The organism is Larkinella soli (assembly GCF_003703975.1).
GTDB classification, from domain to species: Bacteria; Bacteroidota; Bacteroidia; order Cytophagales; family Spirosomataceae; genus Larkinella; species Larkinella soli.
In genome coordinates, this window is the sequence record NZ_QTJY01000004.1 from 322,234 (window position 1) to 335,816 (window position 13,583).

9 protein-coding genes are annotated in these 13,583 nt (G+C 56.4%); 8 read left to right on the plus strand and 1 reads right to left on the minus strand.

What is annotated here, in order from left to right; genetic code table 11:
- Positions 1-40 precede the first annotated feature (40 nt).
- From rplQ to DX909_RS13145, 3 genes are all read left to right on the plus strand, one after another.
- The gene (gene rplQ / locus DX909_RS13135) at positions 41-619 is read left to right on the plus strand and encodes a 50S ribosomal protein L17 (RefSeq protein ID WP_128545631.1); all 579 of its coding nucleotides are present in this window, start codon (positions 41-43) and stop codon (positions 617-619) included.
- Between the two features lie 177 nt (positions 620-796).
- Entirely contained in the window at positions 797-1,915 is a 1,119-nt protein-coding gene (carA, locus tag DX909_RS13140; protein WP_128545632.1) for a glutamine-hydrolyzing carbamoyl-phosphate synthase small subunit, read from the plus strand.
- A 113-nt stretch (positions 1,916-2,028) separates the two neighbouring features.
- Positions 2,029-3,225: an acetyltransferase domain-containing protein gene (locus tag DX909_RS13145; protein ID WP_128545633.1), complete on the plus strand. Its 1,197-nt coding sequence runs from the start codon at positions 2,029-2,031 to the stop codon at positions 3,223-3,225.
- A gap of 376 nt (positions 3,226-3,601) precedes the next feature.
- Here the strand turns inward: DX909_RS13145 and DX909_RS13150 are convergent, their stop codons facing one another.
- Complete coding sequence (locus tag DX909_RS13150; protein ID WP_164851274.1) at positions 3,602-6,139, minus strand: ATP-binding protein; 2,538 nt, start codon at positions 6,137-6,139, stop codon at positions 3,602-3,604.
- 658 nt (positions 6,140-6,797) lie between these two features.
- Between DX909_RS13150 and eno the strand changes: the two genes are divergently transcribed.
- The 5 genes from eno to DX909_RS13175 all read left to right on the plus strand — a co-directional run bounded on the left by eno (position 6,798) and on the right by DX909_RS13175 (position 13,494).
- Positions 6,798-8,075, plus strand: a complete 1,278-nt coding sequence (eno, locus tag DX909_RS13155; RefSeq protein ID WP_128545635.1) for a phosphopyruvate hydratase — start codon at positions 6,798-6,800, stop codon at positions 8,073-8,075.
- Positions 8,076-8,136: 61 nt separating this feature from the next.
- The gene (locus tag DX909_RS13160; protein ID WP_128545636.1) at positions 8,137-8,451 is read left to right on the plus strand and encodes a septum formation initiator family protein; all 315 of its coding nucleotides are present in this window, start codon (positions 8,137-8,139) and stop codon (positions 8,449-8,451) included.
- A gap of 26 nt (positions 8,452-8,477) precedes the next feature.
- Complete coding sequence (locus DX909_RS13165; protein WP_128545637.1) at positions 8,478-9,011, plus strand: low molecular weight protein-tyrosine-phosphatase; 534 nt, start codon at positions 8,478-8,480, stop codon at positions 9,009-9,011.
- A gap of 196 nt (positions 9,012-9,207) precedes the next feature.
- On the plus strand, positions 9,208-10,155 hold the full coding sequence (locus DX909_RS13170; RefSeq protein WP_128545638.1) for a UTP--glucose-1-phosphate uridylyltransferase: 948 nt from the start codon (positions 9,208-9,210) through the stop codon (positions 10,153-10,155).
- Positions 10,156-10,158: 3 nt separating this feature from the next.
- Positions 10,159-13,494, plus strand: coding sequence for a UTP--glucose-1-phosphate uridylyltransferase (locus DX909_RS13175; RefSeq protein WP_128545639.1), 3,336 nt, complete (start codon positions 10,159-10,161; stop codon positions 13,492-13,494).
- Positions 13,495-13,583 lie beyond the last annotated feature (89 nt).

Genomic DNA, 13,583 nt, shown 5'->3' on the forward strand with positions numbered 1-13,583 from the left:
TGACAGTGCACCTTAGTCGGCCCCAACAGTACAAATTACCATGAGACACGGTAAAAAAGATAATCACCTGAGCAGGACCCATTCCCACCGGGCGGCAATGCTGTCGAACATGGCGTCCTCGCTGATTCTGCATAAGCGCATCGAGACGACGGTAGCCAAAGCGAAAGAACTGCGGAAATACATCGAGCCGCTGCTGACCCGCGCCAAGGAAGACAGCTACCAGAACCGTCGGGTTCTTTTCTCGTACCTCCAGGATAAGGAGTCGATGAAAGAACTGTTCAACGTCGTTTCCGACAAAATCTCCAGCCGCCCGGGTGGCTATACGCGGATCATCAAGCTGGGCAACCGGCTGGGTGACAACGCCGAAACCTGCCTGATCGAACTGGTGGACTTCAATGAGGCTCTGCTGACGGCCGCCGCCGAGAAGCCGGCCAAAACCCGTCGGAGCCGTCGTGGTGGCAGTGGTGGCAGCGGTAAGAAAGCTGGCACCGAAGTTGCGGCCGAAGCTGCACCTGTCGCAGCCGCTGCCGCAGAGCCGGCCGCCGGGGAACCGGCCGCCGGGGATCCGGAAGCCAGTCAAACGGAAACTTCAGACGAAACCGAAGCACCCAAAGAATAAGGGATGACTCACTGATTTTTATAAAAAAGGGGCTGGCCGTTCGGTTAAGCCCCTTTTTTTGGAGTAGTAAAATAATAATTAACAATAATTACCCAATGCTGGACATTTGACCCGAAAATTGTGTTTAGAAAAGGGTCGAATGCCGGGTCCGGAGACCAATTGTCATAAATCAAACCAATGCAAAAACGTCCTCAACAACAAGAAGCGTTGCTGGTACTACAGGATGGTACCGTTTTCAAAGGGTTAGCATTAGGTAAAATCGGCACCGCAGGCGGTGAGATTTGCTTTAACACGGGGATGACGGGTTATCAGGAGATTTATACCGATCCGTCGTATTATGGGCAGGTGATCGTCAACACGACCTCTCACATTGGGAATTATGGGGTCCAGTTCCGCGAGGAAGAAGAGTCGGACAGCGTAAAAATCAGCGGGATGGTCTGTAACTTTTTCTCGCAGATTCATTCCCGCTCGACAGCCGACGCTTCGCTTCAGGAGTACTTCGAACGGGCAAACATCGTTGGAATCAGCGGGATCGACACCCGCCAGGTCGTGCGTCACATCCGGAATAAAGGGGTGATGAACTGCATCATTTCCTCCGAAATTCTGGACCCCGCCGTTCTGGTTCATCGTCTGAACGAAATCCCGGATATGGAAGGGCTGGAACTGTCGTCCGAAGTGTGTACGAAACAGATTTATGAAATCGGAGACCCCAACCAGGCCGAATTCAAAGTGGCGGTTCTGGACCTTGGCGTCAAGAAAAGCATTCTGAAAAACCTGACGGACCGGGGCGCTTACTGTCGGGTGTTCCCGGCCAGAACCCCGATCCAGGAAATCACGGCCTGGAATCCGGACGGTTTCTTTATCTCCAACGGCCCCGGCGACCCGGCGGCCATGCCCTACGCCGTGGAAACCGTCAGGAAAGCGCTTGAAACGGATAAGCCTCTCTTCGGTATCTGCCTCGGCCACCAGATTCTCTCCCTGGCGAGCGGCATCTCGACGTATAAGATGCACAACGGCCACCGCGGGCTGAACCACCCGGTCAAGAACCTGATCACCGGTCGCTGTGAGGTTACCTCCCAGAACCACGGCTTTGCGGTGAAGGGCGACGAAGTGCAGGATCACCGGGACGTTGAACTGACGCACGTCAACCTGAACGACAATACCATCGAAGGAATCCGGCGCAAAGACCGGCCGGCTTTCTCCGTACAATATCACCCGGAAGCCTCGCCGGGACCGCATGATTCCCGCTACCTGTTCGACGAGTTTGCCAAACTCATCGAGGTAGAGGTTCGATGAATTCAAAACCCCGGCCCAACGGCCGGGGTTTTTCTTGCCTTATGCTAAAATCATGATCCTGATTACGGCATGATCCGTTAACTTGGTGCCTGAACAACAGGTACGTAACGATCATGTCGGTAACTGCAACCCTTCCTCTCACCCGTACGGCCACCCGCATCCAGAGCATCGATGTGCTCCGGGGTTTGGTGATGGTTATCATGGCCCTGGACCACACGCGGGACTTCCTGCATGTCAACGGCTTCTTCTATAACGCCACCGATCTGAATACGACGTATCCGGTCCTCTTTCTGACCCGGTGGATTACGCATTTCTGCGCGCCGATCTTTGTCTTTCTGGCCGGAACCTCGGCTTTTCTGATGGGCCGGAAGCTGAATCAGCGTGAATTGAGCCTGTTTCTGCTGACGAGGGGTCTGTGGTTCATGCTTCTCGAAGTGACCCTGGTCAATTTCATCTTCTGGTTCGACGTGACGATGTCCACGATCTTTCTCCAGGTCATCTGGGCGACCGGTTTTAGCATGGTGGTTCTGAGCGGGCTGATTTTTCTGCCCAAACGGGCCGTCCTGGCCGTCGGTCTGCTGATTCTGGCCGGGCATAACGCCCTGGACGGGGTGTCTTTCGCCAAAGGAACGTTTATGGAAATGGTCTGGTCGATGCTGCACCAGACGAACTTCATCCCGCTTTCTACGGGGCAGACCGTAGTAACGCTGTACCCGGTTCTGGCCTGGGTCGGCATTCTGGCGCTGGGATACTGCTTTGGGGAATTATACGGTAACCGCTTCAGGGCGGAGGAGCGTCGGCGCCTGCTGCGGATCATCGGGCTGGGAGCAATCGGTGCCTTTATTCTGATCAGAGCCGTAAATATTTACGGTGATCCTGCTCCGTGGTCGGTTCAGAAAACGTCTCTTTTTACGGTTTTTTCCTTTATCAACACGACTAAATACCCACCTTCGCTGCTCTATTCGCTGATGACGCTGGGACCGGGAATCCTCGTGTTAAGCCTGCTGGAAGGAAAACGGGGAGCCGGCCTGGATTTCCTCACGGTATTTGGTCGTGTTCCCTTCTTTTATTACGTGCTGCACTTTGCAATCATTCACTTCCTGGCCGTCGGGGTGTTGCTGATGGACGGTATTGCCTGGTCGGAGATCAACTTCCGGAACGGGTCCGGCGGGGTGATGCGGGATCACGGACTGACACTTTCTCTCGTCTACATCGTCTGGATACTCCTGATTGCCGCTCTCTATCCGCTCTGTCGCTGGTATGGCCGGTTCAAGAGCCGGAGAAGCAGCCAGCTCTGGAGTTACCTCTAAGCACTGGGTATATCGCCGGAGTGCCACTGCAGCCGTGCCGCTTTGCTCGGGGAAAACGGCAGAGGATACGTCCGTGTCTCCGTCAGTCGGTAATGAAGGGCAATCAGGTAGTACTGGAATGCTTCTTCGGAGGGGCTCAGGCGTCGGCGGGGAGCAGGAACTTTTACTTTGTCCGGCTTGAAAGTGAAATCGTTCATCGTGCGGTACAGTGATGTATAGGAATCGTTGAAGGAAAAGGCAGCCGTGCAAAAGAAGGTAGGAATCCCAGGTTCCTTGGGATTCCTACCAGGATCAACAGAATGAACAGAGAAAAAAAGTACATAACAAAAGTCCGAAATCCCCCACGGACTTGCTCTCAGTTTTCGGACAATAACTACTAATTTTCGGACAAACTGCCGCGGATGTAGTCGGAGGGGGTAGTATCGAACAATTCTTTGAAACACTGTCCGAAGTAGGAAGGACTCTCAAAACCAATCATATAGGCGGTTTCCGAAACCGTGTGTCCGGATTTTAACAGGTCGGCGGCCTTGTGCAGACGGTAGGTACGGATGAATTCGCTGACCGTCATCCCGACCAGAGCGGACAGCTTGCGGTTGAGAGTCCGCGGACTCATCGAAACCATATCGGCCAGGGATTCTACCGACAGTTCCGAGTTGTCGAGCTGCGACTCGACCATCTTCTGCAGTTCACCGATGAAAGGATTCTTGGGTGATTCCGCTTTCTGCTGGGAGCGGCTCTCCAGAAACTGCCGCCGGTAAAAGTCCCGGAGAACTTCCTGATGGTGGAGGAGGTTGGCCACCCGCTGTTGAAGTTCCTGCTGGTCGAACGGTTTGGTCAGGTAGTCGTTCGCTCCTGTAGACAGGCCTTCCAGCTTGCTTTCCGGGGCGGTCCGGGCAGTCAGATAGATCACGGCAATGTGATTGGTCGCATGGGTTTCCTTAATAAGTTTCCCTAATTCAATGCCGTCCATCACCGGCATCGTCACGTCGCTGATGACCAGTTCCGGCAGTTCGCGCCGGCAAATTTCCCAACCCTCTTTTCCGTTTGCAGCCTTTAGCAGGTTATATTTCCCTTCCAGGCTACAGGCGATCAGCTCGCGGAGGTCCTCGTTGTCCTCCACGATCAGCACCAGCGGCCGATGGTTATCGAACGGAACCGACGGCCCGGTGGCTTCCGTCCGGACGGAAGCCACCTCGGGCAGATACGTCTGGTGCAGAGGGTAAGGAAGAAAGGACGACGCATTCTCACCGGGCGTCCGGACCGGCCACTCGACGGAAATGGTCGTTCCCCGGTCAATTTCGCTTTCGGCCCAAAGCCGTCCCTGCAGCAGATCGGTCAGTTCTCTGACCAGCGCCAGGCCGATGCCCGTTCCCTCCACGGAGCGGGCACGGGCGTCATTGACCTGATAAAACCGATTGAAGATGGACGAAAGTTTGTCGGCCGGAATACCGATCCCGCTGTCGGCCACCGTTAGACGCATCGTCAACTGCCCATCCGGACGGGAAGATACCGAACACAGCCCGATTTCGATCCACCCGCCGTCCGGCGTATATTTCAGGGCATTGGAGATCAGGTTGTAGGCGATCTTTTCAATTTTCTCGTCATCGAACAGCAGTTGCTCCGGGACGGATTCCGTCCGGTAGACCAGCTCGATGTGTTTACTTTCGGCCGCCAGACGGAAGTGATTGACCAGTTCGCCGATGAAATAGCTCAGGTCACCCTTCGACTCGGTCACTTTCATGCTGCCGGCTTCGAGCTTCGACAGATCGAGCAGCTGATTGATCAGATGGAGCAGCCGCCGGGCGTTCTGCTGGATGGTATTGAACGTCCTGCGGAGGTAAGCCGGCTCAACCGGCCCGCCGTTTCCGGTGATCCGGAGAATATGCTCCGCCGGGGAGATAATTAGCGTCAGGGGTGTACGGAACTCATGCGTGAGGTTGGAGAAGAAGCGGGATTTCATCTCGTCGACCTCCCGGCGTCGCTCGGCTTCCTGCTTTTTGATGGTCATCTCCTCGATGGTCAGGTTGGCGGTTTGCAATTCGGCCGTGAGGGCTTCCGACTGGGCAAAGGCCCTGGAAAACCGGATGGCCAGAAGCGTAGCCTGACATAACGTAAACAGAAGGATGGCAAAGGAAACCAAATGGTAAGTGCGGTGAATTCCCGCACCGACAAACATGTCGTGAAAGCCCGCCATCATCAGGATCAGCAGGCCGGTCAGATACCACCAGGCGCCTTCCACCTTCAACCGGATCGCGCGGACGGCGATCCAGAGAAAATAGGCAAATTGCAGGGCTACGATTACGTAGCTTGCCGGGTTGAAAGTCGTATAGTTCGCGGAGTCCAGAAAAACGGCCACCAGCACATTGAACAGGCCGTAGCCGGCGACCAGATTCCGCCCGGTACGGCTCACGATCGTCGGAAAAAGACAACTTAGATAAAGAATCAGGCAGATAAAGCCGGCCGAATAGCAGAAATGCAGGGCCGGTATGGTCTGAAGCCAGGTAGAATCCGGGAAAATCAGGTAAAAAAGGCTTTCAAGGTTCAGGCTTTCCCGGACGCCGGACACTAGGCAAAGAAGCCCGAAAAATAAGGGTGCCCGGTCCTTGCGCCGGAGGCTGAAGAGGATAAAATGGTAGATACCGATAATAAACAGACTACCGGCGATCATGGAAGAGTAGAAAATACCTCTTTCCCGGCGCCGGGTGATCACGATGGGATTGCCGATTTCAATCGATTTCCAGATACCGCCGTGGGGAAAGTTGTAGTTGGCGACGTGAAAGAGCAGAAAGACGTCCCGGTCCGGTGCAAAGAAGGAAACGACCTTCGCCGTCAGCGCCGTTTTCGTCGAAGGACCCGGGGCCGGATTTCCCGTCCGGGTCACCGGCCGGCCGTCGATGAACAACGTGTAGGCCATCCGGATATGGGGAAGGCGCAGGGCCCATACTTTCCCCGGCTCGGGCAGTCGTATTCGCAGGCCGTAGGTGCAGTGCCCGACATTACGCGGAAACAGCAGGGATGAACCGGCGTACCTTTTCCATGAACCCGGCACGGAAGTCCATTGCCTGCTCCGGACAACGGCGGCCGAATCAACAAAACCGTTCCACTGAAAAAACCATTCCCCATCCAAAGCAACCGGTTCGGCAGAGGAGTAAGCGTAAGCAGAGAGATCGATAACGCCCTGATGAGCCCGGAAGTCAGCGCTGTTCTGACTGAAACTCTCATATGTTTGGGCAAGTAAATATAAAACCAAAATAGAATAGCGAATACTATAAAGCGCAGCGGTATAAACTCTCATCATCGTGAAATGAACAGGGTTTGGATGGGTTTTCTTTAAGAATCGAGAAGAAACGTTGAGCAGCAAAGAGGCCCGATGGAAATGCCGGCCGACGGCATTTTAAAGATACCGTTCCGTACAAGACGGAAAATTTTACTTACTTTGTACGGCAAAAATCAGGCGCTGTCACCAAAATTTTCGGTAACTGTTTTTGCTGGAAAGTATATAATTGCTTGCACAAATCCAATCAGGACGCTGCTTTTATTTCATTTGCAAATCAATCATCCTTAAAGACACAATGAGTATCATTCAGACCATTCATGCCAGACAGATTCTGGATTCGAGGGGTAACCCGACCGTTGAAGTTGACGTTCGTACCGAAAACGGTTTTCTGGGACGGGCAGCCGTTCCGTCGGGTGCATCGACCGGCTCGCACGAAGCGGTTGAACTACGCGACGACGATCCGAAGCGCTACGTGGGCAAAGGCGTCCTGAAAGCGGTTCAGAACGTCAACGAGCTGGTTTTTCCGGAACTGGTGGGCCTTTCGGTTTTCGACCAGAGTATGATCGACCGGATCATGATCGATCTGGATGGTACGCCCAATAAAGGCCGTCTGGGTGCCAACGCCATCCTCGGCGTTTCCCTGGCCATTGCGAAAGCCGCAGCCCAGGAGGCCGGTCTGCCCCTGTACCGGTACGTCGGCGGGGTGAACGCCAATACGCTGCCCGTTCCGATGATGAACATCCTCAACGGCGGCAGCCATGCCGACAACTCCATCGACTTCCAGGAGTTCATGGTGATGCCGGTGGGCGCACCCACTTTCTCCGAGGCCCTGCGCTGGGGAACGGAAGTGTTCCACTCGCTGAAAAAAGTGCTGAAAAGCAAGGGCATGTCCACCAACGTCGGCGACGAAGGCGGTTTTGCTCCCAACATCCCGTCGAACGAGGAGGCCATCCAGATCATTCTGCAGGCCATCGAGAAAGCCGGCTACCGTCCGGGCCAGGATATCTACCTGGCGATGGATGCCGCCACCTCGGAGTTTTACGATTCGGAATCCGGTACGTATCACTTCAAAAAATCGACCGGCGATAAACTCAGCTCGTCCGAAATGGCCAACTACTGGAAGGAATGGGTCGAGAAATATCCGATCATTTCCATCGAAGACGGCATGGCCGAGGACGACTGGAAGGGCTGGAAAGAACACACCGACCTCATCGGCAAGAAAACCCAGCTCGTGGGCGACGACCTGTTCGTTACGAACGTAACCCGCCTGCAGCAGGGCATCGAACAGGGCATTGCCAACGCCGTTCTCGTGAAAGTGAACCAGATCGGTTCGCTCACGGAAACCATCAATACGGTCAATCTGGCGAAGCGCAACGCCTACAAAAATATTATGTCGCACCGCTCCGGTGAAACCGAAGACGCCACCATCGCCGACCTGGCCGTGGCGCTGAACACGGGCCAGATAAAAACCGGCTCCGCTTCCCGCTCCGACCGGATGGCGAAATACAACCAGCTGCTCCGCATCGAGGAGGAACTGGGCGAGATCGCTTATTTCCCGGGAATCAAGCTGTAGCTTTCAGGCCGGAACGCTGCTTCGCGAAGCAGCGTTCCGGCCTTTTTACCTTAAGAAAACCATGTTGAACAAGTTCATCCGACTCGCAAAGAATTTTTATGTGGCCACGGGCGTAGGGTTGCTGGTCTGGATGCTGTTTTTCGATACCAACGACATCATCTCCCAGGTCCGCAACTGGTGGAAACTCCAGGACCTGGAAACCCAGCGGATCTATTACCGCGAAGAAATTCAGAAAGTGGAGGCTCAGCAGAAGGAAATCCTGGGAAGCCCGCGCCTGCAGGAAAAATACGCCCGCGAAAACTACCTCATGCGCAAACCGACCGAGGACGTTTACGTGCTGGTGAATGAAAAAAACGAACCGATAGAAAAAGAATAAGCCGTTCCGGCCGGTGCAGGGATAGTATGATCAGTGTTCTGTTTGTCTGTTTGGGAAACATCTGCCGGTCACCCCTGGCGGAAGGGGTCTTTCGGCAACTGGTGAAAGACCAGGGCCTGGAGCAGCTGATCAGCTGCGACTCCGCCGGCACGTCCTCCTACCACCTCGGTGAACTGCCCGACCGACGAACCCGCGAGAATGCCCTTGAACACGGTCTGAAACTGACCCACCGCGGCCGCAAACTGTCCGGTGAAGACCTGTCGCAGTTCGATTACCTCGTGGCGATGGACGAAGCCAACTACGACGCCATCCAGTATTTCAGCCACCGGAGCATCGGCCTTTACAGCGAAGAAAATACCTTTCTGCTCCGCGAATTCGATCCCGACCCGCAGGACCCCGGCCAGGGCGGACTGAGCGTGCCGGACCCCTATTACGAAGACGCCGAATTCTTCGAGCAGGTCTATCAGATTATCTACCGCTGCTGCCGTAACTTCCTTCAGTATCTGGTTGAACAGCATCGGCTTCAGCCCCAGCCTGAAGGGCGGATCAGTCAAAATTGATCAATTATTTCCTTTAATTATACCGGCTTCCGAAACGCTTGTTACCGGTTTTAGCTATTTAAAGTAATTATTTCCCTCTTCTCGTATTTTCTTGCCGACCTTCCATTATTTTGGACTGCTTATTGCCTGTCCGATTAAGCGCATCATGCAGTAACATCAGCCTGCTTCAGATCCCTTTACATACCTTGTTCAAGTCATGAAAATTAAGAAAGCGGTGATTACTGCGGCCGCCCGCGGTGAACGCCTGTATCCGGTAGCCGATACCATCCAGAAGGCCATGCTCCCGGTGATCGACACCGACGGTTTGCACAAACCGGCCATTCAGATCATTGCCGAAGAAGCGTTTTCGAGCGGTATCGAAGAGCTTGGCGTGGTCTGCGCTCCCGGCGACGGAGACCGCTATATCCGGGCGTTTACGTCCCTGCGTGATAATCTGGTCAGTTCGTTCAAGGGCGTGGACTGGGCAAAGAAGGAAGCCGAAAAGATCGATCATCTACTGAGCCGGGTGCATTTTGCGGAGCAGCGCGAGCCGCTCGGCTACGGGCACGCCATCTATTGCGCCCGGGAGTTCGTCAATAACGAACCGTTCCTGCTCCTGCTGGGAGATTATCTGTACGTCTCCAATGTCGCTCAGAAACGCTGCGCGGCCCAGCTGCTCGAACTGGCCAACCAGGAAAACTGCTCGGTTTCGGCCGTTAATCCGACCATCGAGCACCAGATCAGCCGCTACGGAACCCTCACCGGTAAGCAGGTCGCCAATCGGAACGGCGTCTATCAGATTGAAAAAATCATCGAAAAACCGTCGCTCAGCGTGGCTGAACTGGAGCTGCAGACGCCGGGGTTGCGCGTCGGCTATTACCTCTGCTTCTTCGGGATGCACGTGTTCACCCCCGCCATTTTCGATATTCTTCAGAAATACATCGCGCAGGGCGGCACGAACATCATGCTGACGCCGGCCCTGCAGCAGCTGGCCGAAGCCGAAACCTACCTGGCTCTGGAAGTGAAAGGAAACCGCTATGACCTCAGCCGGCGGCATGGGCTGCTCCGTGCCCAGATTGCGCTCGGGCTGGCCGGTGAAGCGAACAGCGAAACCCTGACGACTATTGTGGAACTTCTGGCCGAAGCGAACAGCCGAACCGTCTGACCCATGAATGTTTTTATCGAGACCATTACCTCGGCTGAACCGGAAAAACGGGATCGGTCTTTTTACGATATAAGCCGGAAACTCTCTGCAAAGGAGTTGCTCGGTGCCCTGCGTGAACTGGATGACTTCCGAAAGTCGACGCCGAACCTGTACGACAAAGTCCGGGCCATTCTCTTTCTGTATGCCGGGTTTCGGTTTTTCCTGATGGAAGCGAAAGAAACCCCGCCCATCGGAAAAATACCCTATTCCGGCTTTGAGGATCTCCTTTCCCGCCGTTTCGAACACGCCATTTCGACCTTTCTTCACGAGCTGGACCAACAGGGCCCCCATGCGGCCCTCTTCAGCGCCCTGGCCGACAGCTACCACCACCTCTCGTTCCAGATCCTAGCCGATCAGGTCCGGAAGAGCGTTCGTTCCAGCAGGGGCAATCAGTGGATGTTCCGGGTCGGTCATCGCGAAGAACATCCCATCCGAATCCACCCCCGGCTCCTGAAACGACCGGCCGATTCGCTTTTCTATCCGATCCTGCACGAGCAGACCTCCGTCCGGATGGACCTGACCCACAGCGGCTGGTCGGATATTTTCTTTCTGGGCATGGACTACCCGGAAGGCGCGCGGGTGATCAACATCTCCATCGACCTGGGCGTGTTCGGCCGCGACAGGGACATCCGGCCCCCCCTGAACTGCTACGTGCGGGTCATTCCCGACCCGGTGCTGCGCCTGACGAGCATCGACCTCAACACCACCAAGGACATTCACGACCTGGCCGACCTGTTCAACTTCGGGAACGATTACCTGAGTCTGGTTAAAGCCGGCGTCATTGCTTCCGGCCTGATTCCCCCCTCGTTTGAAGGGACCAACCAGTCGCTGCCCGATATCCTGTCCCGCATCGTGGCGCCGGGTATGGGCATCGAACTGGTCACGAAAGTGAACGACATTCCGAAGGGGTCCCGCTTTGCCGTTTCGACCAACCTGCTCGGCTCCATCATCAGCCTGCTCATGCGGGCCACCGGCCAGACCCGAACGCTGGAAGGCGGTCTGGAGGAAAGCGAACGCCGGCTGGTGGCGTCGCGGGCCATCCTGGGCGAGTGGATCGGCGGCTCGGGCGGGGGCTGGCAGGACTCCGGTGGAGTCTGGCCCGGTATCAAAGCCATTCAGGGTACGTTCTCGCAGGAAGGCGACCCGGAGTTCGGTATCAGCCGCGGCACGCTGCTGCCGCGTCACCGCGTGCTGCAGGGAGAGGAAATCCATCCCGACGTCGACGAAAAGATCATGAACTCCCTGGTGCTGATGCACGGCGGGATGGCTTCCAACGTCGGCCCCATCCTGGAGATGGTGACGGAGAAGTACCTGCTCCGCGGGGAGAAGGAATGGGACGGCCGCCGGCAGACCAATCAGATTTTCAACAACATCCTGGAGGCCATTCGGGAAGGCGATATCAAAAAGCTGGGGGCCAATACCGCCCGAAACTGGGAATCTCCCATCAAAACCATTATTCCCTGGGCGTCGACCCATTTCACCGAGCAGATCATCGCCAAAGCCAAAAAGGCCTTCGGTCCGAATTATTACGGCTTTCTGATGCTCGGCGGGATGTCGGGCGGGGGCATGGGCATGTTTGTCAACCCCGACGGCTACGAGAGCCATAAGATGAAGGTGCTGGAGATCCTGCGGGAAACCAAGGAAGAACTCTCGGCCGCGCTGCCGTTTGCCATGGAGCCGGTGGTCTACAACTGGAGCATCAACCGGAAAGGAACCTGGGCCACCCTGCGCGAAGGCGCGGAGGCCCTGATGCCGGAGCAGTATTACGGCATTCATGTGTCGGAACTGGTGCGCCGGGACCCGGCTTCGATTTCCTACATCCGCCGGGCCGAAATCGACTTCTTTACGACCTACTGCGAACAGAACAACCTGGCCTACCCGCTGCTGCGGACCATCGTCAGCAACCTGTTCAAGGTATCGGACCCGGGCGCGCAGAGCAACCGCTCCGCCGAGGACGAGAAAGCCGACCGGATCAAGAAAGAGAACGGTTTCGATTATATCCAGCACGAAGAAATCCGGGAAGACCTCCAGAAAGGCCGGATCGGTCTGGCCCGAAACCGCCTGTCGGTCGATACGACGATCGAGGACGTACAGCCCGAGGACCTCGCCCGCCTGGAAGAACTCGCCGGCTCGGTCAAAACCGGTGAAGAGGCCATCCGGGGCGGCAAAGTGGCCGTGCTGAGCCTGGCCGCCGGGGTAGGCAGCCGCTGGACCAAGGGGGCCGGGGTGATCAAGGCGCTGAATCCGTTCGTGGAAATCGACGGCGTACACCGCAGCTTTCTGGAGATTCACCTGGCCAAGACCCGGCGGGTTTCGGAACAGTATGGCAGCCCGATTCCGCACCTCGTCGCGACGAGCTACCTGACCCACAAACCGATCCGGCAGGCGCTGGAAAAAACGAAAAACTTCGGTTTTGCCGGGCCGACCTACCTGTCGCCGGGCCGCTCCATCGGGCAGCGGTTCGTACCGATGGAGCGCGACCTTCGCTTCATGTGGGAGGAAATGCCGCAGGAAACACTCGACGAAAACAAGCAGAAGGTCCGGGATGCCGTCCGGCAGACGCTGATCGGCTGGGCCAAGTCGAAAGGCGAGGGGTCCGATTACGTCGATAACATTGCTTCCCAGCGGTTTTCGCCCCTCGGCCACTGGTATGAGGTGTCGAACCTGCTGCGCAACGGGACGCTGGCCCGGCTGCTGGCCGAACGCCCCCAGGTCGAGACGATCATGCTGCACAACATCGATACGCTGGGTGCCGACGTGGACCCCGCCGTGCTGGGCTATCACCTGGCGTCGGGCCATATGCTTACCTTCGAGGTGGTTCCCCGCCGGATCGAAGACCGGGGGGGTGGGCTGGCCCGCGTCAACGGCCATGTCCGGCTGCTGGAAGGGCTGGCGCAGCCCCGGGAGGAGGACGAGCTGAACCTGAGCTATTACAACACCATGACCACCTGGATTCAGGTGGATCCGCTGCTGGCCCTGTTCGGGCTGACCCGGCAGGACCTTCAGGACGGCGACGATGCCCTGCTGGCGAAAGCCGTCCGGAGCGTGGCCCACCGCATCCCGACCTACGTGACGCTGAAAGACGTCAAATACCGATGGGGACACGGTCAGGAGGATATTTACCCGGTGGCTCAGATCGAAAAGCTCTGGAGCGATATGTCGGCGCTGTCCGACGTTTCGTGCGGCTACGTGGCCGTGCCCCGAACCCGCGGGCAGCAGATGAAGGACCCGGCCCAGCTCGATGCCTGGGTGACCGACGGCAGTCGGGATCATGTCACTTCCCTGTGCCGGTTCGACTGATGGAGCGTCCCAGACCGGTTTTCCGGCGCTGATGCGCGTATTTAATCGGAATATAATATCCGGGAGGGAGGCAAACTTTCCGCGACTGG